The sequence below is a fragment of the Rhizobium sp. CRRU65 genome (genome assembly GCF_048551595.1).
Lineage (GTDB): Bacteria > Pseudomonadota > Alphaproteobacteria > Rhizobiales > Rhizobiaceae > Rhizobium > Rhizobium leguminosarum_J.
Genome location: NZ_JBLYZH010000006.1, coordinates 85082 through 106740 on the forward strand (window position 1 = coordinate 85082; position 21659 = coordinate 106740).

Here is a 21659-nt window from a genome sequence, read left to right on the forward strand (position 1 = left end):
TGATGATTTCTGCATCATCTGTGAGGAAATTTTACAAATGCAATTGCCGCCGTTAAACGCATTGCGTGCTTTCGAAGCCACGGCTCGGTTGATGAGCCTTTCGAAAGCCGGCGACGAGCTGCACGTTACCCACGCGGCGATCAGCCATCAGATAAAGCATCTGGAAACCTGGCTCGGCCGCAAGCTGCTGCAGAAAGCGGGCCGCGGTATTACGCTGACCGCAGCCGGCGGCGAATATTACCGGGCCGTCTCCGGATCGCTGGCGGCGATCGCGCATGCGACCGGCAATATGCGGCGCGATCACGACATGCGCGCCATCACCGTCGGCTGCATTCCCTCAATCGCATCGCGCTGGCTCGTCCCCGCCCTGCCCTCCTTCCAGGAAAGCGACCCCGATCTCGACGTCAGGATCGTCTATGCCCGCGCCGAAGAACGCCTCGACGACGAGAGCCTCGACGTACTGATCACCATGGGCGAGGATCTGAGCGGCGGCAGGGAAAGCCGCCTGCTCTTCTCGCGCCGCAACCAGCCCGTCGCCAGCGGCCATTACCTTGCCAAACGCAACTGGACGATCGATGACGTCTCGCTCGCCGGCGCCGATCTGCTGCACGACGAATCCGTCGATGGCTGGAAGGAGTGGTTCCGCAAGGCCGGCCAGAAAGCGCCAGGGCCGCTTCGAGGCCCGATATTCCAGGATTTCAACATGCTGGCGACGGCCGTAATCGCCGGCCACGGTGTGGCGCTCTGCCCCGTCGAGGTGTTCCGCCGCGAGATCGAACGCGGCGATCTGCTGGTGCTTTCCGGCGTCGCGACGGCAGAAAACCACGGCTATTATGTCATATCGAACAGCTGGGCGAAAAAGCCGGTGCGCCGCTTTATCGACTGGTTCATGACGGAGTGCAGATCGGGCGCGTAGATCCCGCGTCCGCAGCCCATCGAAGGGTCGACGCCGAGACAATGGGTGCAAATGGGTCGCGGTAATAAAGGCGTGGCATAGCCCGTCTGTGCGCGAATTGGCCAGAAGTTGGGGATTGTTAATCAGAAATGCCTAATGTAAATCTTGGCGTGCACAAGTTGTGTTGGAGCTGATTTGCTACGATATCTGGTTATGACATGCGACTAGGGAGAGCCTCGGACATGCGGAAAATTCGTGCGGCCCGCTCGGCCCTCGGACAAACGGAGGCAAAAGCTTCGAGCTCGATCGACCGGCTTTTGTTCTTTGACCGCGACTTCAATCCCGTCGAGAATTTGTTGGGCAATGAGCTGCCTGCCTCTGTCAAACCAGCAGCGTCGTTTTGGGAGCATTTTCCGGAATTGGACAAATCGGCGATCACGCTCGCCCTCCGTTCATTGGGCGACAGTGCCCAGCCTTTGCGAATATCGGGTGATCTTGGCACGCCAGCGTCGCACGGACTGACGATCTATCGGATCGGAGATCTGTTTGCCGTGGTTCGGTCCGAGGAGACTATCGACGATGAGCGCGCAACCCTTTTGCATCTGGCCACCCACGATCCGCTCACTGGACTGCCGAACCGACGCCAGTTCAGTGAGGATCTCGCTGTGTCCTTACAGGAGACGGAGGGCTCGGATGAAGCTCTATCTCTGATGCAACTCGACCTTGATGATTTCAAGCCTGTGAACGACACGCTTGGGCATCCGGCTGGCGACAAGCTTCTTCAGCTCGCTGCAAGCCGCATTCAAGCGTGCCTTTCCAGCGATGACAGAGCCTATCGACTGGCCGGCGACGAATTCACGGTCATTTCCATGGGCCCGGGACATCCCGCCAAAGGGCATCAGCTAGCAGAAGTCTTGGTTGATGCTTTCAAAAAGCCCTTCACGATAGATGGCATCGCACTGTTTGTCGGTGCCAGCATCGGCATATCTGCTTCTCCTCCGGACGGTACAAGCCCGGAGCAGCTAATGAAGGCGTCGGACGTCGCACTCTATGCCGCGAAGAAGGAAGGACGCGGCCGCGCGAAACCGTTTGATCCCTCGATGCTTGCATTGCTGGAACAACGCGAACTGCTGCGCCGCAGCCTTCGCATGGCGTTGGTCCAACAGCAATTCTCTGTCGAGTACCAACCCATCGCCGAGGGTGGCTGCATAGTCGGCTTCGAAGCATTGCTCAGATGGCACCACCCTCTCCTTGGAAAAATCCCACCAGCGGCATTTATTCCGATGGCCGAGGCCGATGGAATGATGCCGGAAATAGGCGCATGGGTTTTGGAGCAGGCATGTCGCGAGGCGATGAAGTGGCCGCAAAACTACATCGTCGCTGTCAATCTGTCCGCGGCGGAATTCTTGACGAGCGGCCTCACTGATCGGGTATCCCAGACGCTGGACTTGATCGGGTTGCCGCCCGACCGTCTGGAGCTTGAGATAACCGAAAGCGTGCTGCTTGAGCGGACCGTCAACAATATCGACACACTGAATACGCTCAACGTGCTAGGGATACGAATCTCGCTTGATGATTTCGGGACCGAATATTCTTCGCTCAGCTATCTGAAGACATTCCCTTTCGACACGATCAAAATCGACAAATACTTTATCACCGACCTCGAAAGCGATCTGAAAAGCCAGGCAATCGTCCGCTGCATCATTAACCTCGCACATGACCTCGACATGCGGGTGACAGCCGAAGGAGTTGAAACGCCAGGTCAGGCGGAATGGTTGCGCAGTGTAGGCTGCGACAGACTTCAAGGCTATTTGATCAGCAGGCCGCTTCCGGTCCAGGCGATTGGCGAATTCATCACCCGGGCGGAAACAGCCGTAAGCCCGGCGCTACCACAGTGAACAACCGATTTTCGCCGTGCCTTTAGCTACGCATGCATCAACCTGACGCCCCAGGCAACAGAAGGGAGGGTGTATTGGAACAGGAAGCAGCTAGCTTCGATGACCATGCATTTGCGCCGATGGTATCGCTGGAACTGAACGTTGCGATGTTCAAATCCCGATGGCAGTTTTGCGACAAGATTACGGAATATCTCTCAGACATTCTCGGCCAAGGTCACAGCGATCCCGCTCGATATTCCAATTTTCTTTCCGTCGCGACGAACGAGCTCATCGAACTTGCTTTCCGTTCGACGAGCGAGTTGGGAAGGATCAGTTTCAGTCTCTACCGGAATTCCACATTCAATCGGCTGAGAATTACGTTTCCGTGCGAGGAAGCATCTAGCCCAGAGCACACGAGTGCAAGAGCAAGCGAACACCAGCCTGTCCCCCGCGCCGGCTCTGCATACGTGGTGATGAAATCCGACGGGACGGTTTTGCTTAGTGATTTGGCAGCAATATTCCGCGCCACGATCCGAATTGAGAAAGACGGCAGACAAGGGATTCAAATCATTGCGGATTTCCCCTCGACCGAGGACTTCCAATGACCCTGCTTCCCCTACCCTTCACTGTTCATTTTGATCCGACAAATCAAGAGCTGTTGCTGTCTGGCAAGATGCGCCCCGAAAGCGCCGCTGAAATCACCGACGCCCTCAGGCTGGTGCAGCAAAGTTTAGAAAAATACAGCGGGGTCGTTTACGTCAATGTCAAACGTCTGACACACATCAACATGACTGCCTTCGCGGCCCTGGCCGATATACTCGCGGCAAGTTGCCGGATCAGACCGGAACGGAAGATCGTCATCATTACGTCGAGCGTGGTGGCATGGTCGACCTCGCTATTCCAAACGCTGTCGGCATCACAACCAAGCCTATCGGTCGAAGTCTACGATTCGGCGTTTTATCCGGGCCAGAGCTTTGTCGAGGATGAGACTTTCATTCCCATTCTGCGCACCCAGACGAAAATGACATGGAGGCACGAACGCGAACTGTTGCCTCGCCACGGCCTGCGCAGCGGTCTTGTCATCGCGGATATCTGTTGCGGAATTGGTGATTTCGCCGCCCTGGTTCAACGGGAATTTAGACCGGCACGCCTTGTCGCGCTGGATCATTCCGTGCGCAGCCTCGAATATGCTCGCAGGGTCGCGGCCGACTTCGATCTGCAGGGAATCGAGTACACCTATGGCGACGCTTCCCAAATGCTACTGCGAGACAATCAATTTGACTTTGTGACCTGCCGGCATTCGCTGCAGATTTTCGACCGGCCCGAGATGCTGCTCAGGGAGCTTTACCGCATCTGCAAGCCTGGCGGCCGTGTCTACATCACCAACGAAAAAAACTCGCATTGTCTGGGCGAGCCACATGCTGAATCCATAAAATGGACTTACGAAGAAGTCGCCAAACTGTTCAAGCACTTCGACATGGATGTCGAGATGGGGCCGAAAAGCCGCCACCTCCTCGCCGACGCGGGCTTCGATAACATCAAGGTCGATTCCTTTATGGTCACGAATCTTGATGGGGATCCCCAAGACTTCGCAGACATCATCGAAGCATGGGAAAATGTCTACGCGGGTGAGATGGCCGTTCGACGGGGCGACTCATCAGATTTCATTCGCAGGTTCCGGCAAGGATTCAAAGATCATGTCTTTGCTGCTCTTCATCCCAAGGGTTATGCAGGCTGGCCGATCTGGGCAGCTTCCGGCCGAAAGCCGCTGTGATGGACCAGAGTTCGTCGAAGAGACCGGCAAGATTAGGCTCATTTCGGGCAAAGTTCATCTTGGTCGTCGGTGGAGCTGTCCTCTTTGATCTGCTGGTCAGCGGTGGACTGGCGCTTTGGAATGTTCAGAGGCTGTCGCGCGACGCCACGCTCGAAGTCGGACAGGGTCTTGAAGCAGCAAGCCAGGAATACATCCGCACATACGCCGATTCCACCGCAGCACAGGTGAGTTTGCTCCTGCGGCAGGTTCACAACGACGTCAGCACCTTGGCGGGTGTACTCCAGGCGCAGATCGACGATCCCGAGCGTAATTCCGATGTCGGCGCGGCGATCGCCCGCACGTCTCCCGGCAGCGTCAGCCTGTCCTACGATCAAAAGGCGAACTGGTCTCAGAACGCTCCGGGCTCAGTCTCAGTTGTCAGCGTCTGGAGTTACTTGCTCGGAGAAGACCACAACCCGAGACCCGACGTTCAGACCGATATCCAGACCAGCGCGGTTCTGGACCTTGTCGCACCGAGCTTGCTGCAGCACGGGGCCTCAAAGCTGCAGATGTATTACATCGGATCGAAAGAACGACCAATCTTCAGAACGGCGCCTTATACCGACCAGGCTCAGACCTTCGACCGCCTTTATCCTGGTCATAACGAGGCCAATTTCTGGGACTTCTTTTTTCCCGGACTTTATGAGTCCTGGCAGGGCTGGGCCAAGGATATGAAAACGCGACCGGTCGCGGACGATATAACCCAGACAGCGCCCTATACGGACGCCATTACCGGGAAACTGATCGTTTCTTTCTTTCAACCACTATGGACAGCCGACAGGAAGAATGTCGCCGGGACGGCTGGCGCGGACATCACACTCGACCAGCTCGCGCAGACTGTTGAAAATGTGAAAGTGGCTCAGTCCGGCTTTGGATTTCTCGCAATGTCCGACGGAAACGTTGTGGCGATCAACAGCACAGGCGAAAAAACGCTCGGTCTGCGTTCTGCGAGCGATGCGAGCGGAAGCGGAGTGACCGGACTGGAGCGCTCCCTGAAGGGAAGCTCCCAGCCTGCGATTGCAAAACTGGCCCTTGATCGCGAACTGGGCATCCAACATTTGTTGTTGCAGCAGGAGGGTAACGAGGTCCCCTATATCGTTATCGTCAAGAAACTCCCCGCGACCAATCTTTGGTCCAGCGGCCCGGTTCGGCAAGAGGCGATGTCTCTTGGAGTGGTTGTGCCTGAACGAGAAATCCAGGCCTCCCTTTATGCGGCCCAAGCCAAAATTTCGGAAGCTACCAACCGGATCGTGATCTACCAAATCCTGGCGATCCTAATGTCACTGCTTGTTGTGGCTATAGCAGTAATTGCGGCTTCGAAACGAATAACGAGCGGAATTAGTGCACTTGCAGATGCCGCCAAACGGATTCAGGCGAAGGATTATTCGGTCAGGGTGGCCATAACAAGCAAAGATGAGGTCGGCGAGGCTGGTGAAGCATTCAACCGGATGGCCGAACAGATCAGCTATCACACGGAAAATCTCGAGCAGCTTGTCGAAGAGCGAACAGCTCAAATCGAAGATGCAAAGGAAGAGATTTCGACGCTGAACGCACAGCTCCAGCGAGAAAATAGACGTCTCGGAACAGAGCTGGCCGTCGCCGAGAGGATCCAGCTCATGGTTCTTCCGCTGCACCAGGAGCTTGAGGAGTTTCAGGCCCTTGAGATCGCAGCCTATATGAGACCTGCAGAAGAAGTCGGCGGCGATTATTACGACGTATTGAAGAGCGGAAATCGGTTGAAGATTGGCATCGGCGACGTCACCGGACACGGGCTCGAAAGCGGCGTGCTGATGTTGATGGTTCAGTCCGTCGCCCGCGCCCTGCAGGAAGCAGGAAACACCGATGCCGTCAAATTTCTCACAGACCTGAACAGCGCCCTGTTCAAAAACATAGTGAGAACCAAAATCGACAAGCATCTCACTCTGGCGTTTCTTGACTATGACGGCAAAGAGATGATCCTGTCGGGACAACACGAGGAAGTTGTCGTCGTGCGGGCGAACGGCGAGGTCGAGCGCATAGACACCATGGATCTGGGTATACCGATCGGGCTGGAAGCCGATATTTCTGCCTTTATTAAAACCCGCGAAATAACCTTCGAGACGGGCGACCTCATACTCCTGCATACGGACGGCGTAACAGAAGCCGAAAACGACGCTGGAGAACTCTTTGGCATAGAACGTCTGTGCCGCGAAGCACTGCGCTTGAAGGACCAGAGCGCTGAGAAAGTCGTCGCCGGAATTATAGCGACATTAATGCTCTTCATTGGATCGCAGAAGATTTACGACGACATCACGCTTCTCGCAGTGCGACATAGGTGAGACATGACGCCAACGGTATATGGTATCGAATCTCTGGCGGGCATAAGCCTGGATTCAAGCACTCGCCTCAAGTTAAGCGACGGACCGCTTCAGCTTGGTTGGAAGCACTCCGGAATGACTTCGGACTTTATAGCGGAAGTCATGGCTCTGCGGTATTCACGTTCAAGGAAAGACTACGTGCAGGCGCATCATGACATCGGATATCTCAGCAATGAGTTGATCGAAAATGCCGTCAAGTTTCGACAGCCTGGGGAGATCCTCATTGAAGCCGGCATATTCGACGGTACTTTTTTAATAAGGGTGAAAAACACGATCGATGGCGTGACATCCTCTCGCTTTCAGCAACTGCTGCATCGCCTTCAATCGAGGGACCCCGGGGAACTTCTTATTGAGCAAATCGAAACCAATGCCATATCGGCAGAAAGCGGTTCGGGCTTGGGGTTGTTGACCCTTCTGAGCGATTACGATGCAAAAATGGCATGGGCATTCGAAGGGAAAGATAACCAGCGTATCATACTGACGACGACTGCAGCCGTGGCGATGCCGCCCTCCTCCAATCTGTGAGCGAAGAATGGAAATCAGCGACGAAAACTTCCGCGTATGGGCTGAGAAAAACGAGGTCTATTTCGATGGCGTATTCCGGCTGGCAGGACCGGACGCCTATGCCCCCATTTACTCGTTGATATCAGGCCTGCTCCATGAGGGGCACAAGCAGGTGACGTTCAACCTGACGGGTCTCGAGTTCCTCAATTCCTCCGGCATAAATCTCCTGGCCAAGCTGACGATTGAAGCCAGAAAGATGGGCGACCTCCTGCTCGTCGTCAAAGGCACCAGCCAATATCCTTGGCAAGCGAAATCGCTGCCGAATCTCAAGAAGTTACACCCGCTTCTCGATTTGCGCTTGGCGTGATTCTCTATCCAATGCCGTTCGACGCTCTCGTGAAACTCAGCGAGGCGTCCTGCATCAAGCCGACATGTTTTCGATAACGGACCTGCGGCTCCTGCACAAATCCTTAAATGGGAATTGATTGAGAACCGGATCGGCGAGCTGCTTCCAGTTATGCCAAGGTGTGGCCGAGATACCGCCTATCCGTTCGTCAACAGTTCGTGCCACGACGGCCCGACTCAAAGCCGCACGGAAGCGCTCAAGGTTTACCTGAAGTGCAATGAGGGGGACCTGGACTGCCCGGTCCCGGGGGCAAATTAACATCTAGAATATCGAAAATGCGCCAGAGAGCCTCGGGTCCGACCGGACTAAACACCTAGGGAGAATGTCGCCCCGGTTCCTCGGTCTCCCGCCTTCCCGTTCCGTCGGCCGTTCCGACCAGGAATCGTTAAGTATATGAAGCCGTGTAGGACCATTGCCGGGAGCGGCATCGGACCTCGGTCCGATGTGCAACGCGCGATCGCCGTCTAACCTCTCGTATCTGTTCAAGCCGTGCATCTGCACGGCGCTTGATCCGACTTGGAGGAAAACAATGCGGATAGCAACCTTAGCGTCCCTGGCCGCGCTTTCGCTGGCTCTTGCAGCAAGCCCGGCAACGATTGCCGGAATCGACATGACCGCACAGGCAAAGAGCGGTGGAAACGGTGGCGGCAACGGTGGGGGCAATGGCGGCGGTCACGGCGGCAGTGGAAACAGCGGCAACCATGGCAGCAGCAGCCAGGGTAGCGGTTCAACCCATGGCAACTCCAAATCTCAAGGCGTGAAAGGCAAATCCACCGAGGCGGCAAGCAAGTCCAAGTCCGTCAAGGCAGACGAGACCAAAGTCAGCACCAAACAAAAGAACCTGTCGGCGCAACTTGCGGGCCTGAACTCCTTGAAGCGAAACTACAAGGCGTTGATGCATACGTCGGACCCACGCATGACGGCCATCGCGGCCTATGCCGTGGCTTATGCCCAGTATGAACTCGACAATGGAATCGAGCCCGCAGCCGATGACCCTCTGTTGGGAGATCAGGCGCTGGAGGACGCATTGGCTTCTGCCACGAAAACCGGTGAAGTCAGTCCGGCGGTTCTGAGCCAGGCCAAAACCATCTTGGGGGTTGGCGACGCAAACGGGAAGATCGATCAAATCCGCACCTCTCTGGAGAACGCTGCGCCGGCGACATCAGACGAATAGCCGATAAATCAGTTGCGAGCGGTGTGGAGCCGACACGTATGGCTCCACACTAAACTACGAAGAGCATTTCCGTTTTGTTTGAGTACGGAGATGCTCTTTTTTTATCAATTTCAGACGCAGAACCCTTTGCTCGAATTGCTCCAAGATGGCGGTCGATCACCCACCACCTCAAAGTCCCTGTGTCGTGATGAGCCTTCGAGCGTTCGGATAATTCGTTTCAGGTCTGCGGTCACGTTTTTCGTGTCTCGACAACGTCATCGCCGTCGACCGATCCCGTTTTCGGGCGATGGTGTCGCTGTATTGAGAACCATCTGTCGTTCGCGAACCCGCCTTGATCGGACAGAGGCCGGCCTGCGGCCCCTGCCTTGTACGTGAAAGCCGCGTCACTCAGCGAGCTCGATGATCGCGCAGCCGTAGCCTTCGAGATCGAGCCTACCGGCAACGGGCTTTTCGTCATCGAGGAGATCACGGCCAGTGGGAACGCCGCCGATGGCGGCCGGCTGGTCGGTGTAGTTCTGGATGAACAGCAGCCGGCGCTCTTCGTTCATCCGCATGGTCACCTCGACGCCCTCGGGAAGCTCTCCGATCAGCGGCTCGATGCCGACGGGTGCAAACAGCCGCTCGGCAAGCGCTGCCGTCAGATCCGGGGTGAGATAGGTGCCGACATAGACCACCTGCCCCTTGCCGAGTTTGCGCGACGTCGCCATCGGCTGGCCCTCGGCATAGCGGTTGGACCAGGCCGCGACCACGTCGACATCGCTTGCGATCGCCAGGTTTTCATAGAAATAGCCGCCGACCAGTTCGCGGTTGCCGATCTTGAAGCGGCGCTCACGCCGGTGCGATTCCGCCGGCTTGTTCGGTGGAATGACAAGCCCGCCGGAACGTTCCATCACGTCGAAGAGCCCGTTGGCGCCGGGGGCGGCGAGACGGCCGAAATCCTCGACGCGCACGCCCGTGAGCTGCGACAGCGAGGTGCCGGGAGCGGTCTCGCGGATGACGTGGTTGTCTTCGTTGCGGGTACCGGTGCGCGCGCCGATGACGACGGTGCCGCCCTGCTCGGCGAAGGATTTCAGCCTTTCGGTCCATTCGTCCTTCCACATCACCCAGTGGGGGACATAGAGCAGCTTCAGCTTGGAAAGATCGTCCTCGGGATGAATGAAGCCGCAGGCAATGCCGCGGTCGTAGCAATATTGGTGCAGCAGGATCGCATCGTCCTGCGGGCTCGGCAGGCCGATCGGATAGGTCTTGTGGGCTTCCTGATTGTCGAAATCGGACCCGGCAATACCGACATCCATGCGCACATAGGTGCCGAGGATCTTGGGCGCCAGCGCGGTCATCTCGGTTGCGAAGCGCTTCGCCTCGTCATAGCGATGGCGGGCGACGTCGTCGTGGTCGATGATGCCCATCCAGTAAATCTCGGCGCCGAAATGGGCCGGGCGCCAGCGGAAGAACATCAACCCGTCAGCGCCATGGGCGACCGAGGAAAGTGCCATGCGGCGCAGTTCGCCCGGCTCCGGCGTCAGCGTGCAGAAACCCGGCTGGCTGCCGAAGCCCGATTGCTGCTCGGGAACGATATAGTTGCCGGAAAAACCGCGGCAGATATCGAGATGCAGCGCCTGGACCTTGGCGTGGTTTCCGAGCCGCTGGAACTCGTCGTAGAGCATCGGGTAGATGTCGTAGCCGACGAAATCGAGATCGGTGGTGAACTGGCCGCGAAAGTCGATATCCCGGAGACCGCCGAGATTGTGGAAGACGAACCAGGAGGATTTGACGGCGCGTAGGATCTCCACCTGGTCGTGCTGAAAGCGCGCCGTCGAGAAGGCGAGGAAACGATGATAATCCTGCAGATGGCCGGGGCTCGGGAAGGTCGGGCCGAACTCGATCGGCAGCACGACCTGGTCGAAGCTGTCATAGGCCGTCGCCCAGAAATCGCCGCCCCACGCTGTGTTGAGCTTGCTGATCTCGCCGTATTTGCCAGCGAGAAAGGCCTGGAATTCGGTGAGCGTCGCCTTGGAAAAGCTTTCCGGCATGCTGGTGTTCAGCTCGTTGTCGGTCTGCCAGCCGACGACAAAAGGATTGTCGCGATAGTGCTCGGCCATCGCTTTGGTGATGCGCCGGCTGTGTTCGCGAAAGACCGGGCTTGCCGTGTCGCAGTGCTGCCGCGAGCCATGGCTCATCGGCCGGCCCTTACCGTCGACTCTTAGAATCTCTGGATGCGCCACGGTCAGCCAGCGCGGCGGTGTTGCCGTCGGCGTGCACATGATCGTGTCGATGCCGTAGCGCCCGAGCATGGCGATGGCGCGGTCGAACAGATCGAAATCGAAGGTGCCGAGCTTCGGTTCGAGAATATGCCAGGCGAATTCGGCCATTCTGACCACGTTGAAGCCGGCCTTTGCCATGCGCTCGGCGTCGCGCTCCCAGTAGCTCTCATCCACATGTTCGGGATAATGCGGGGCGCCGACGAGGAAGCGGTCGGTCTTGACGGGGTTCCATACGGAAAGGCTTGCGGTCTTGTCGGACACGGTGATGTTTCCTGTGATTATCGGTCGAGGATCGTCTTGCGGGCGCTGATCGTGCGTCCGCCATCGGGCGAGAAGAGATAGAGTTCGCTGGCGTCGAGCTTTAGCGCCACGTTCTGGTCGGCGGCAAAAGGCGCGACGTAGCTGAGCTGCACCGTGATGTTACCGGTGCCGCTTTCCGAGGCGATGGTCCTCAGGTTGCCGGCGTCGATATAGAGAATGGTTTCGCGCCCGAGATGCTCGACCAGCCGGACCTGACCGTTGATCGCTCCGCCCTGCGCCCCGTCGGCGACCATCGATATGTTTTCCGGCCTTACACCGAGCGTCAGGCTGGCGCCCTTCGGCAGCACCGTCGCCTCCGCCAGTTCCACCGTCACCGGCACGAGGCCCGGCGCCGAAACTGTGATATTGCGGCCGGACACCTCATCGACGGTAACGCCGAGGAAGTTCATCCGCGGCGCGCCGAGAAAACCTGCGACGAAGAGATTGTCTGGGTTGCGGTAGAGTTCGAGCGGCGAGCCGACCTGCTCGATCACCCCCTGGTTCAAGACAACGATCCGGCTTGCCATGGTCATGGCCTCCACCTGGTCGTGGGTGACGTAGACCATGGTGGCGCCGAGCTCGGCGTGCAGGCTGCTAAGTTCGACACGCATCTGGGTCCGAAGTGCCGCATCGAGGTTCGACAGCGGCTCGTCGAACAGGAAAACGTCGGGCGAACGGGTGATCGCCCGGCCGATAGCCACGCGCTGCCGCTGCCCGCCGGAGAGCTGCTTCGGCCGCTTTTCCAGCTGATCGGTGATCCTCAGGATCTTGGCCGCGCGCGCCACGGCCGCCTCGATCTCTGCCTTCGGGCGCTTGGCCATGCGCAAACCGAAGCCCATGTTCTCCGCCACCGTCATATGCGGATAGAGCGCGTAGGATTGGAAGACCATGGCGATGCCGCGGTCCCCAGGCTCCTGGTTGCTGACGTCGCGGCCGTTGATCAGGATCTGGCCGGAGGAGATCTCTTCCAGGCCGGCGATCGACTTCAAAAGCGTGGACTTGCCGCAGCCGGAGGGACCGACCATGACGATGAACTCGCCCTGCGCTACGGAAAGATCGATGCCTCGCAGCGCATGATAGGCGCCGTAATTCTTGTTGATCTGTCGGAGTTCGAGACTGGTCATGCGTCCTGGCTCTCTGCTGTTGAAACTTGGAACTTTAGGAGATCGCTCATCCCTTCACCGCTCCCATCGTCAGGCCGGCGATGAAGTGGCGTTGCATCAGGAAGAACATGACGACCGGCGGCACGGCGACGACGATGGTCCCGGCGGAAATCAGGTTCCAGGCCGAGACCCATTCACCGCGGAGATTGGCAAGGCCGGCAGTAACAGGCTTGACGGAGTCGCTGACGGTCAGCACCACGGCCCAGAAGTAATCGTTCCAGATGAAGGTGAAGATGAGGATGGCGAGTGCGGCAAGCGCCGGCCGCACCAGCGGGATCGCCACATGCCATAGCGTCTGGAAGGCAGACGCCCCTTCCGCCCGGGCCGCCTGGAACAGCTCGTCGGGCAATGCCGCGATGAAATTGCGCATGAACAGCGTCGCAAAGCCGGTCTGGAAGGCGACGTGGAAGATGATCAGCGCTGCCGTGGTATCGATCAGGTCGAGCCGGACCATCAGGTCCCGCACCGGGATCATCATGATCTGGTGCGGCAGGAAATTGCCGCCGACGAACAGCGCGAAGATCAGCATGTTGCCGGGAAAGCGGTAGCGCGACAGCACGTAGCCGGCGAGCGTGGAGAGCACCAGCACGCCGATCACCGAGGGAATGGTGATCGTCAGGCTGTTGAGGAAGTAGCGAGCCATCGGCGTCTGCGTGAAGACATCAGTATAGTTGTCGATGACGCCGATCCCGGTCGGCCATCCCCACAGATTGCCGCCCATAACATCCTCGGTCGAGCGGAACGAGGTCAGGATGATCGCAAACAGCGGGCAGAGCCAGAGCAGCAGGACGATGACGACGGCGAGCACATAGAGGCGGCGCTGCCAGAGGGCGGCATCGGGAATGGGACGAGGATACATCAGCCTCCCCTTTCTTCGGTATGGATGATGCGGCTGAGGTACCAGACGATGAAGGCGGCCATGATCACGAACAGCACCGAGGCGATAGCCGCGCCGTAACCGAAGCGGTAGGAGAAGATCGACTGTTCGAACATCTGGTAGGCGAGAACCGAGGACGAACCGAAAGGGCCGCCGTTCGTCATCACCGACACCATGTCGAAGGACCTGAGTGCCCCGACGACGGTGACGGCAATGGCGATGAAGGTGACCTGGGTCAGCTGCGGCAGCACGATGTGCCACAACATGTTCCAGCCCCTCGCCCCATCGACGCGCCCTGCCCCGATCAGCTCTTCGCTCAAATTGTTGAGGCCGGCGAGATAAAGCACCATGCAGAAGGTGATCTGTGGCCAGAGTGCTGCAATCACGATGGCGAAGGTGACGAAATGCTCGTCGGAGAGAACCGCCGGCGCCGTCGCCCCGAATGCCCTGAAGATCAGCGCGAGCAACCCGAACTCCGGCGTATAGACCCAGGTGAAGACGACGCCGACCGTCACCGAGGCGAGCACCAGCGGAATGAAGAACAGCGACTTCAGGAAGCGCATGCCGCGGATTTTCTGGTTGACCAGCAGCGCAATGGCGAGCCCGAGAGGTGGTGCCGCCATGAACATCACCAGCCAGATCAGGTTGTTCTTCAGCGACACGTAGAATTGCGGATCGTTGTAAAGCTCGACGTAATTGCCGAAGCCGATCCACACCATCGGGCCGAAGCCATCCCAGTCGTGCAGGCTGATCCAGAGGCTCCTGACGGCCGACAGCAGGATGACGGTGAAGAACAGCACGATCGCAGGGGCGATGAGCAAAGTCGGGGTGAGCCACCAACGCTGGCGGCGCCATAACATCAACATCTCAAGAACCTCATTAATACAGGAGCAGACTTATGCGTGCTCCGGGAGCAGAGGCGCACCTCCCCCAAGGGGTGGAGGCATACAGCCTCCACCCCTTGGAAGCAGCGGTTCGCCGCCGCCCCTGGGAGAGCTGCTAGATCTTGTAAATCCGCTTGCGCGTGCCTTCGAGGCGCGTGAGGATGGCCTTCCGCCGGTCGGGCTTGGCCATGAACTCCTGGAAACCGACGAGGCCGGCCTGCGCCATATCGGGATCGCTGTCGCGGTCGTAATATTGCGACGTGCCCTGCACCGTCTTCATCGTCTCGACAGCGACGTTGACCAGCGGGTCTTTGCTTGGCGGCAGGTCGTGGCGCGGCGGAACGTTGCCGCCCGGCTCCAGATAGGCCGCCAGATTCTCGGGCTTGTAGAAGTAGGCGAGGAATTCGCGCGCGCCCTGCTTGTTCTTAGCCTTGGCGGGAATGTGGATCGAATTGACCGAGAACTCCTCGAAGTGGCCGACCTTGGCATCGAGCACCGGGAAGGTCGCATAGGAGAGCTGCGGTAGATCTTCGGCGGTGAAGGCCGAGCGCAGGAAAGCGCCGAGGTTCATCATGCCGGCCTTCTTCTGCGCCAGGAGCGCCGCGGCCTCCTGCCAGCCGAAAGACGTGTGATTCTCCGTGAAGAACCCCTTCGAAATCATTGCCTCCCACTGGTCGAAAACCGCCGTCAGCGAGGGATCGAGATAGCTCATCTCGCCGTTCATCAGCGCCATATGCTTGTCGAGGCCGTTGATGCGAAGGTTCATCTGGTCGAACCAGCCGGCCGCCGGCCATAATTCCTTGGTGCCGATCGCGACCGGCGTGATGCCCGCGGCCTTGCACTTGTCGCCGTAGGCCATGAACTCTTCGGCCGTCTTCGGCACGGTCAGGCCATGCTGCTCGAACACATCCTTGCGATAAAACATGCCCCAGAGCGTGCCGCCTGTGGGGAGGCCGTACTGCTTGCCGTCTTCGGTGACGGCCCCTGCCGTCGCGCCGAGCACGTCCTTATATTTCTCTTTCTCGAAAAGGTCGGAGATATCGTCGAACAGGCCGCGCTTGACGAAGGCGCGCATGCGGTTGCCCGAAAACCAGGAGCAGACGTCAGGCGCGCCGGCGACGAGATAGTTGCGAATGGCCGTCTTGTGGGCCTCGTGGTCCATATTGTTGATGACGACGTTGACGCCGGCTTCCTTGCTGAAGCCCGCGGCAATCGTCTTCAGCGCATCGAGGGCGGCACCATTGTTTTCGGCGGAGATCATCGTGACCTCCTGAGCCTGCGCGATCGCCGGGATCGGAAAGCTGCCGCTAACCGCTGCAGCGGAAACCAGCCCCGCGCCCTTCAGGAAGCGTCTGCGGGTGGTCGACGGAAATTGCTTCAAAAATGTCATTGAATTCCTCCCAGTTGATCGATCAACATCTCCCGACCGTCGCCTCCTCCATGAAACGACCGACCAGGCATTCAACGCTGCGATCCGCTCGGCGATTCCAGCGATAATTCGCCTGGCTGAGTTGATCCGCGGCCGAACTTATGCATAGATCTTTGCAGCTCGCAATAATTAATTTACAAAATTAAGGAATGCATCGTGAAGTTAAAAGGCGACCAGACCACGGCGAGAGCCATGAACCGACGCCTCATCCTCAATCTTCTCCGGCGCGAGGGGCCAAGGAGCCGTGCCGACATCGCGACGGTGATCGGTTTAAGTCCTGCCGCCGTCACCTTCGTCGTCGCCGACCTTCTGGAGGAAGGCATCGTCATCGAAGGGAAGACCGTGCCCGGCCTCACCGGCCGCCGCCCGATCCCGGTGGACATCAACTACGAGCACGCGCTCGCCGTCGGCTTCAAGCTGATGGTGGATTCGGTGGAGTGCGTGGCAACCGACCTTGCCACCAACCCCGTCGCCGCCATGCGGGTAAGCCTCGGCGGCCACGATCCTGACAAGGTTGCCGACCTGCTGGCGAGCACCGTGCCCGAACTGGTGAAGCTCGCCGGCCGGCCGAACGCGAAACTCGCCGGCATCGGCATCTCCATGCCCGGCGTCATCAACCACGAACAGACGGCCTGCGTGCGCAGCTACCGCTTCAAGTGGGACAATGTCCCCCTCGCCTCGCTGGTCGCCAGCCGCGTCCATGTCCCGGTCTGGCTGGAAGACGACACCAACGCCTATGCCATCGCGCAGCAGCTCTTCGGGCTCGGCCGCCAGCATCGCAACATGGCGGTTCTCGCCGTCGGCGTCGGCATCAGCTGTGCACTCGTCATCGACGGCAAGCTCTACCGCGGCGCAAACGGCGCGGCCGGCAAGTTCGGCCACACTCTCTACGAGGAGAATGGCCGGCTCTGCGAATGCGGCAAGCGCGGCTGTCTGATGGCCTATCACTCCGAAATCTCAATGCTCCGGCGCTGGCGGGAAGCGACCGGCCGCGAGGAACTGGGACTGCCGGAATTGTCGGCTGCGCTCGCATCAGGCGATGCCGACGCCCTCGCCCTCGTCGCCGATTCCGGCCGCGGCATCGGCACCGCCCTTGCCAATCTCGTCAACATTACCGATCCCGAAGTCATCGTCGCCGGCGGCGAAGCCGTCTCCCTCGGCGACCCTTTCCTGACGCCGCTGCGCGAAGCGCTTTCCGCCCGGACCTTCCGAACCGCCCCGCCCCTCTTGCCCGACTGGGAGGACAATTCCTGGGCCCGGGGTGCCGCCGCCCTTGTCACCCAAAAAATATTCGACTTCGAATCCTCCGGCGGCATTACGGACATCGCCAGTCTCGTCGGCGTCAGAACCGCGGGCTCATCATCGGCGGCCTAATTCAGTCAATGGCGTCACTCACGTTTCCTCATTCCTGTGCTTGTCACAGGAACCCAGCCACGGCGCGTCCGCGCCGTGATTGACGCTGCAAGAAAAATTTCCCACGCCCAGGGACCTGAGCATACTGGATCTCTGTGACGAGCACAGAGATGAGGGAGATTGGGTTGACGGTCTCGCCAACCCCGCGCCGCCCTCCAAATAGGCGTGCCGCAGATACACTGGCTTACAAAAATGCGAGTTTGCCGACACATCTCTGGTTCAATGATCGACTTAAATCCCGATACGGCCAACCGGTCGGAAATGGTCAATTCAGGAAGGATGACGACATGAAAATGATCCAGGCTATCGCGCTCGCCCTTGTTCTCGGCGGCGCAGCCGCAGCACACGCAGAACAGCCGCTGCAGCGCACCGATCTCATCAAGAACGATATCGATGTGCCCGGCCACGAGGCCGTCCAGGTTCGCGTCGATTTCGCGCCGGGCGTTCTCGCACCCAATCATTCGCATCCCGGCGAGGAGATCGCCTTCGTCATCGAGGGAACGCTGGAATACCAGCTCGAAGGCAGCCAGCCGGTTACCCTTAAGGCCGGCCAATCACTGTTCATTCCGTCGGGCGTCGTTCACTCGGCGAAGAACATCGGCAGCGGCAAGGCGTCGGAGCTGGCAACCTACATCGTCCGCAAAGGGGCGCCGCTCGTCGTGCCTGCCAAGTGAACACTTCGTAGAACCCCTCGCCGGATCGGAAGCAGCCCGCTGCAAGAAGCGCTGCCCCCGAACCTTCATCGCGGCTCGCTGCGGCGTACCTGTCGCACTTGCCCAACAACACCAATAACCGGCCGGCGGCACTGTCGGATGGAAGCTATAGCCATTTCGGCACCTCGACGCGCGTATAGCTGCGCAGCTTGTCGATCAGGGCGCTCGCATCCGTGTCGACAGAGATCGAGTGCCTGTGCGCGGCCGGCAGGAACCTCGTCTCGACCATATGGTCGATGAAGCCGAGGAAGGCGTCGAAGAAACCGGCGGAGTTGAGCAGCCCCACGGGTTTGTCGATCTCCGAGAGCTGGTTCATGGTCCAGACCTCCATCAATTCCTCGATCGTGCCGATGCCGCCCGGCAGCGCGATGAAGGCATCGGAAAGCTCGACCATGCGTTCCTTGCGGCTGCGCAGCGTCTCGACGATCTCATGCCTGGTCAGGCCGGCATGCGATTGGCCGCGCTGATGCAGGCTTTCGGTAATGACGCCATGCACGCTGCCGCCGGCTTCCAGGGCGGCGTCGGCGACGACGCCCATCAGGCCCTTGACCGTTCCGCCATAGATGATGGTTATCCCCGCCTCCCCCAGCGCCCCGCCGAGGGCGCGGGCACCGTCGGCAAAGGCCTCCGAAGCGCCGAAATTGGAGCCGCAGAACACTGCGACGGACTTGATTGAACGTATCGTCATCTGAGCCTTCTATCTCCTCACAAGCATTTGCATACACCTAGTCGATTCCGAGCTACGAGTGAGCGTAAGCGAAGAAAAATGCTCCTCCAGCGCGCGATGTGTGCCGATCCTGGTTTCCGCAGTGGCATGGGAGCCGGCGCCTGTCCCCTGCACCGAGAAGAAGATCAGGTCATGCAGCCCGATCGTGGCGAGGATGGCTTTCAAATAAGGCGTCAGGAAATCCGGCTGGCGGGCGCGCTCCCCGGAAAACCGCCCGCCCGAGGCGATCGCGATAAAGACGGGGCGGTCGCGTAGCGTGCCTACCTTTCCGGCCGGGCCGATCGTGAAGGTTCGCCGCGCCCGCACGACATGATCGATCCAGGCCTTCAGCGCCGAGGGGACGGTCAGATTGTGCATCGGCGTTCCGATGACCACGAAGTCCGCAGCCTCCAGCTCGCGGATCAGCTCTTCGGACAGGGCCATCGAGCCCTCGCGCGAGACATCCGCCGCCGATGCCTGGGAGATCGCATAGGCCGCGTCGACATGGGCGATCGTGCCATTGCCGATCACCCTCTCGACGACGGTCGCCCCCGGCTCCCTCCGCAGGAGGAAGCCGATAATCGCTTGGGAGAGCCTGTAGCTCTCGGCCGCCTGCCCGCGCGGACTGCAGCACACATGTAGGATTGTCTTCATTGACCTACTCCGAAGTTCTGTCCAAATCCTTTCGCCGCGTTGAAAGAGCGCGATCCGATTTGAAGCGCGGAAGTGGCAATGGTTTTACGAATCTTATGGTCCATCCAAAAGATCCATGAAGGAAGTTTACAGCTGGGCCATGATTGCCCTGGCCGAACCGTCATGCCATCATCACCTGCCCATCCATATAAAAAGGTTGACGAGCCATGACCGGCGCAAGGCCTGGCAATATCCCGCCGCTCGATCCAGCGGCGGCCACGCCGTTTTACCGGCAGATCTACGATCGCTTCCGCGGCGCCATCGCCAGCGGTGTGCTGAAGCCGGGCGACCGGATACCATCGGCACGAGCGCTGACCAAGGAGTTGGGTCTCGCCCGGGGCACCATCGAGGCCGCCTATTCCCTGCTTGCCGCCGAGGGTTATATCCAGGCCCGCGGCCAGGCCGGAACCATCGTCACGCCGGATCTCAAACCGCAAATGCCGGTGTCGAAACCCATCCTGTCGGCCGAGAGCAGCGGCATCGTGCCGACGAGTTTCCGTCCCGACTCGAGCCTGCACTTCCAGATGGGCCTGCCCGCACTCGATACCTTTCCCCGCAAGATCTGGGCGCGGCTCGGCGCGCGTTGCGTCCGCGCCATGCAGCCGGCTGACATGGTTCACCCTGCCGTTTCCGGCCTGCCGGCCCTTCGCGCCGAGATCGCCGCATACCTGCAGGTCTCGCGCGGCATCTGTTGTTCGCCGTCTCAGGTGTTCGTCACCTCAGGTTATCGCCACACCATCGCGCTGATCGTGCATACCTTGCTGAAGGCTGGCGATCGGGTCTGGCTTGAAAACCCGGGATATCCGCCGACCCGGGAGCTGTTCCGGCATATGCAGATCGCGACCGTGCCCGTGCCGGTCGATCGCGACGGTTTGGTCGTCTCCGACGGCATCAGGCAGGCGCCTGGGGCCTGTGCGGCGGTGGTGACGCCGGCGCACCAGAGCCCGCTCTGCGTCTCGCTCTCCCTGCCGCGGCGCCAGGCGCTGCTGGACTGGGCTGCCGGCAACGACGCCTGGATCATCGAGGACGATTACGACGGCGAATACCGCTATGTCAGCCGTCCCCTGCCGGCCTTGCAGAGCCTGGATCGAGAGGGCCGCGTGCTCTATGCCGGCACCTTCAGCAAGGTGCTGTTTCCAAGCCTCCGGCTTGCCTATCTGATCGTGCCGAAAGCCGAGGTGGCGCGGTTCGAAGAGATGACCGAGGCGATGGCCGCCGGCAGTCCCGAGCTGACGCAGGCAGTCGTCACCGCCTTCATCACCGAGGGCCACTTCGTCAGGCATATCCAGCGCATGCGCAGGCTCTATGCCGAGCGCCGCGAGATGACGGCGGCAGGCCTGGAAAGCGTGCTCGCCGCCATGTCAGCATCGATTCACAGCCCGGCGGCATGCACCTGATCCTGCGGCTGTTAGGCGAGCGTTCGGACCGCGAGCTCGTGGCCCTTATGCGCAGAGAAGGCCTCTATGCGGAAGCACTGACCGACTGGATGATCGAGGGCGAAGCCGCCCCGGCCCTGCTTCTCAACTTCACCAATATCGACTCTCAGCGCACAGCCGAAACACTGGCAAGGCGGATTTTAAAACTGCTGTGACCCGATGTCATGGCCTAATGCAGAATGCCATTCATGGACCTTCTGATATAGGCCAAGATGCACGACGATGAAGTCCTTCAATCAGAAAGGAACAATCGTCATGAGCAACCGCATCGACTACGCAAAGGCTTCTCCCGAGGGATACCGGGCTTTCGGCGGCGTCTACGTCGCCATCCAGAAAAGCGGCCTGCCGAAGGAACTGGTCGATCTCGCCTATCTCCGGGTGTCTGAGATCAACGGCTGCGCCTTCTGCATCGACATGCACTCCCGCGATCTGCTGAAATCAGGCCTGACGGTGGAGAAGCTGGTATTGGTCGCGGTCTGGCGCGATGCCGGCAACCTGTTCAGCCCCCGCGAACGCGCAGCCCTTGCCTGGGCGGAAACGGTCACGCGCGTCGCCGAAACCGGTATTCCCGATGCGGATTATGCCGCCGCTGCCGCCGAATTCGACGACAAGGAACTTGCCGATCTCACCTATGCGATCGGCCTGATGAACGCCTTCAACCGCTTCGGCATCGCCTTCCGCTCGACACCGGCGGCTGTCGCCAAGGCCTGAAGCTGTCAGGCGGGCGCTCACATATGCGGGCGCCTGCTCCCCTCAGA

At 59.6% G+C, this 21659-nt stretch carries 20 protein-coding genes; 13 read left to right on the forward strand and 7 right to left on the reverse strand.

From position 1 onward, the window contains the following. The first annotated feature begins 37 nt into the window (after nucleotides 1-37). From ACM5SV_RS14240 to ACM5SV_RS14275, 8 genes are all read left to right on the forward strand, one after another. Entirely contained in the window at nucleotides 38-916 is an 879-nt protein-coding gene (locus tag ACM5SV_RS14240) for a LysR substrate-binding domain-containing protein (protein ID WP_012758087.1), read from the forward strand. 221 nt (nucleotides 917-1137) lie between these two features. Continuing rightward, entirely contained in the window at nucleotides 1138-2793 is a 1656-nt protein-coding gene (locus ACM5SV_RS14245) for a putative bifunctional diguanylate cyclase/phosphodiesterase (protein ID WP_222014121.1), read from the forward strand. A gap of 74 nt (nucleotides 2794-2867) precedes the next feature. Then, on the forward strand, nucleotides 2868-3377 hold the full coding sequence (locus tag ACM5SV_RS14250) for a hypothetical protein (protein WP_113548062.1): 510 nt from the start codon (nucleotides 2868-2870) through the stop codon (nucleotides 3375-3377). Beyond that, nucleotides 3374-4546, forward strand: a complete 1173-nt coding sequence (locus ACM5SV_RS14255) for a class I SAM-dependent methyltransferase (protein ID WP_113548061.1) — start codon at nucleotides 3374-3376, stop codon at nucleotides 4544-4546. The genes ACM5SV_RS14250 and ACM5SV_RS14255 overlap by 4 nt, the downstream gene beginning before the upstream one ends. Then, nucleotides 4543-6903 carry a SpoIIE family protein phosphatase gene (locus tag ACM5SV_RS14260; RefSeq protein WP_113548060.1) on the forward strand — a complete coding sequence of 787 codons (2361 nt, stop codon included), beginning with the start codon at nucleotides 4543-4545 and terminating at the stop codon, nucleotides 6901-6903. The genes ACM5SV_RS14255 and ACM5SV_RS14260 overlap by 4 nt, the downstream gene beginning before the upstream one ends. Before the next feature lie 3 nt (nucleotides 6904-6906). Continuing rightward, on the forward strand, nucleotides 6907-7467 hold the full coding sequence (locus tag ACM5SV_RS14265) for a slr1658 superfamily regulator (RefSeq protein ID WP_012758092.1): 561 nt from the start codon (nucleotides 6907-6909) through the stop codon (nucleotides 7465-7467). A 7-nt stretch (nucleotides 7468-7474) separates the two neighbouring features. Beyond that, a complete protein-coding gene (locus ACM5SV_RS14270; RefSeq protein ID WP_012758093.1) occupies nucleotides 7475-7813 on the forward strand; it encodes a slr1659 superfamily regulator in 339 nt (112 codons plus the stop codon). A 568-nt stretch (nucleotides 7814-8381) separates the two neighbouring features. Further along, entirely contained in the window at nucleotides 8382-9026 is a 645-nt protein-coding gene (locus tag ACM5SV_RS14275) for a hypothetical protein (RefSeq protein WP_012758094.1), read from the forward strand. Nucleotides 9027-9409: 383 nt separating this feature from the next. Here ACM5SV_RS14275 and ACM5SV_RS14280 read toward each other — a convergent pair whose 3' ends face one another. The 5 genes from ACM5SV_RS14280 to ACM5SV_RS14300 form a co-directional block, all read right to left on the reverse strand. Continuing rightward, nucleotides 9410-11548, reverse strand: a complete 2139-nt coding sequence (locus ACM5SV_RS14280; protein ID WP_222014122.1) for a beta-galactosidase — start codon at nucleotides 11546-11548, stop codon at nucleotides 9410-9412. A 17-nt stretch (nucleotides 11549-11565) separates the two neighbouring features. After that, nucleotides 11566-12711, reverse strand: a complete 1146-nt coding sequence (locus tag ACM5SV_RS14285) for an ABC transporter ATP-binding protein (protein WP_018074324.1) — start codon at nucleotides 12709-12711, stop codon at nucleotides 11566-11568. 46 nt (nucleotides 12712-12757) lie between these two features. Further along, entirely contained in the window at nucleotides 12758-13609 is an 852-nt protein-coding gene (locus ACM5SV_RS14290) for a carbohydrate ABC transporter permease (RefSeq protein ID WP_222014123.1), read from the reverse strand. Beyond that, entirely contained in the window at nucleotides 13609-14493 is an 885-nt protein-coding gene (locus ACM5SV_RS14295; RefSeq protein ID WP_012758098.1) for a carbohydrate ABC transporter permease, read from the reverse strand. The genes ACM5SV_RS14290 and ACM5SV_RS14295 overlap by 1 nt, the downstream gene beginning before the upstream one ends. Before the next feature lie 133 nt (nucleotides 14494-14626). Further along, nucleotides 14627-15901, reverse strand: a complete 1275-nt coding sequence (locus ACM5SV_RS14300; RefSeq protein WP_024320896.1) for an ABC transporter substrate-binding protein — start codon at nucleotides 15899-15901, stop codon at nucleotides 14627-14629. A gap of 195 nt (nucleotides 15902-16096) precedes the next feature. Here ACM5SV_RS14300 and ACM5SV_RS14305 point away from each other — a divergent pair, with 195 nt between their 5' ends. Both ACM5SV_RS14305 and ACM5SV_RS14310 read left to right on the forward strand, forming a co-directional pair. After that, nucleotides 16097-17314 carry an ROK family protein gene (locus ACM5SV_RS14305; RefSeq protein ID WP_018074321.1) on the forward strand — a complete coding sequence of 406 codons (1218 nt, stop codon included), beginning with the start codon at nucleotides 16097-16099 and terminating at the stop codon, nucleotides 17312-17314. Nucleotides 17315-17640: 326 nt separating this feature from the next. Next, complete coding sequence (locus ACM5SV_RS14310; RefSeq protein ID WP_012758101.1) at nucleotides 17641-18027, forward strand: cupin domain-containing protein; 387 nt, start codon at nucleotides 17641-17643, stop codon at nucleotides 18025-18027. 145 nt (nucleotides 18028-18172) lie between these two features. Here ACM5SV_RS14310 and ACM5SV_RS14315 read toward each other — a convergent pair whose 3' ends face one another. Both ACM5SV_RS14315 and ACM5SV_RS14320 read right to left on the reverse strand, forming a co-directional pair. Then, the gene (locus tag ACM5SV_RS14315; protein ID WP_012758102.1) at nucleotides 18173-18754 is read right to left on the reverse strand and encodes a TIGR00730 family Rossman fold protein; all 582 of its coding nucleotides are present in this window, start codon (nucleotides 18752-18754) and stop codon (nucleotides 18173-18175) included. Nucleotides 18755-18763: 9 nt separating this feature from the next. Next, nucleotides 18764-19426, reverse strand: a complete 663-nt coding sequence (locus ACM5SV_RS14320; protein ID WP_222014124.1) for an FMN-dependent NADH-azoreductase — start codon at nucleotides 19424-19426, stop codon at nucleotides 18764-18766. 206 nt (nucleotides 19427-19632) lie between these two features. Here ACM5SV_RS14320 and ACM5SV_RS14325 point away from each other — a divergent pair, with 206 nt between their 5' ends. From ACM5SV_RS14325 to ACM5SV_RS14335, 3 genes are all read left to right on the forward strand, one after another. Continuing rightward, nucleotides 19633-20862 carry a PLP-dependent aminotransferase family protein gene (locus tag ACM5SV_RS14325; protein WP_419425329.1) on the forward strand — a complete coding sequence of 410 codons (1230 nt, stop codon included), beginning with the start codon at nucleotides 19633-19635 and terminating at the stop codon, nucleotides 20860-20862. Then, complete coding sequence (locus ACM5SV_RS14330) at nucleotides 20853-21056, forward strand: hypothetical protein (protein ID WP_260689120.1); 204 nt, start codon at nucleotides 20853-20855, stop codon at nucleotides 21054-21056. Before ACM5SV_RS14325 ends, ACM5SV_RS14330 begins: the two co-directional genes overlap by 10 nt. A gap of 100 nt (nucleotides 21057-21156) precedes the next feature. Further along, on the forward strand, nucleotides 21157-21612 hold the full coding sequence (locus ACM5SV_RS14335) for a carboxymuconolactone decarboxylase family protein (protein ID WP_026157414.1): 456 nt from the start codon (nucleotides 21157-21159) through the stop codon (nucleotides 21610-21612). Nucleotides 21613-21659: the final 47 nt, after the last annotated feature.

What these genes read in the sequence shown, in the direction of transcription:
- ACM5SV_RS14240 (WP_012758087.1), top strand. Translation starts at nt 38, where the DNA reads ATGCAATTGCCGCCGTTAAACGCATTGCGTGCTTTCGAAGCCACGGCT.
- ACM5SV_RS14245 (WP_222014121.1), top strand. Translation starts at nt 1,138, where the DNA reads ATGCGGAAAATTCGTGCGGCCCGCTCGGCCCTCGGACAAACGGAGGCA.
- ACM5SV_RS14255 (WP_113548061.1), top strand. Translation starts at nt 3,374, where the DNA reads ATGACCCTGCTTCCCCTACCCTTCACTGTTCATTTTGATCCGACAAAT.
- ACM5SV_RS14265 (WP_012758092.1), top strand. Translation starts at nt 6,907, where the DNA reads ATGACGCCAACGGTATATGGTATCGAATCTCTGGCGGGCATAAGCCTG.
- ACM5SV_RS14270 (WP_012758093.1), top strand. Translation starts at nt 7,475, where the DNA reads ATGGAAATCAGCGACGAAAACTTCCGCGTATGGGCTGAGAAAAACGAG.
- ACM5SV_RS14275 (WP_012758094.1), top strand. Translation starts at nt 8,382, where the DNA reads ATGCGGATAGCAACCTTAGCGTCCCTGGCCGCGCTTTCGCTGGCTCTT.
- ACM5SV_RS14285 (WP_018074324.1), bottom strand. Translation starts at nt 12,711, where the DNA reads ATGACCAGTCTCGAACTCCGACAGATCAACAAGAATTACGGCGCCTAT.
- ACM5SV_RS14290 (WP_222014123.1), bottom strand. Translation starts at nt 13,609, where the DNA reads ATGTATCCTCGTCCCATTCCCGATGCCGCCCTCTGGCAGCGCCGCCTC.
- ACM5SV_RS14295 (WP_012758098.1), bottom strand. Translation starts at nt 14,493, where the DNA reads ATGTTGATGTTATGGCGCCGCCAGCGTTGGTGGCTCACCCCGACTTTG.
- ACM5SV_RS14300 (WP_024320896.1), bottom strand. Translation starts at nt 15,901, where the DNA reads ATGACATTTTTGAAGCAATTTCCGTCGACCACCCGCAGACGCTTCCTG.
- ACM5SV_RS14310 (WP_012758101.1), top strand. Translation starts at nt 17,641, where the DNA reads ATGAAAATGATCCAGGCTATCGCGCTCGCCCTTGTTCTCGGCGGCGCA.
- ACM5SV_RS14315 (WP_012758102.1), bottom strand. Translation starts at nt 18,754, where the DNA reads ATGACGATACGTTCAATCAAGTCCGTCGCAGTGTTCTGCGGCTCCAAT.
- ACM5SV_RS14320 (WP_222014124.1), bottom strand. Translation starts at nt 19,426, where the DNA reads ATGAAGACAATCCTACATGTGTGCTGCAGTCCGCGCGGGCAGGCGGCC.
- ACM5SV_RS14325 (WP_419425329.1), top strand. Translation starts at nt 19,633, where the DNA reads ATGACCGGCGCAAGGCCTGGCAATATCCCGCCGCTCGATCCAGCGGCG.
- ACM5SV_RS14330 (WP_260689120.1), top strand. Translation starts at nt 20,853, where the DNA reads ATGCACCTGATCCTGCGGCTGTTAGGCGAGCGTTCGGACCGCGAGCTC.
- ACM5SV_RS14335 (WP_026157414.1), top strand. Translation starts at nt 21,157, where the DNA reads ATGAGCAACCGCATCGACTACGCAAAGGCTTCTCCCGAGGGATACCGG.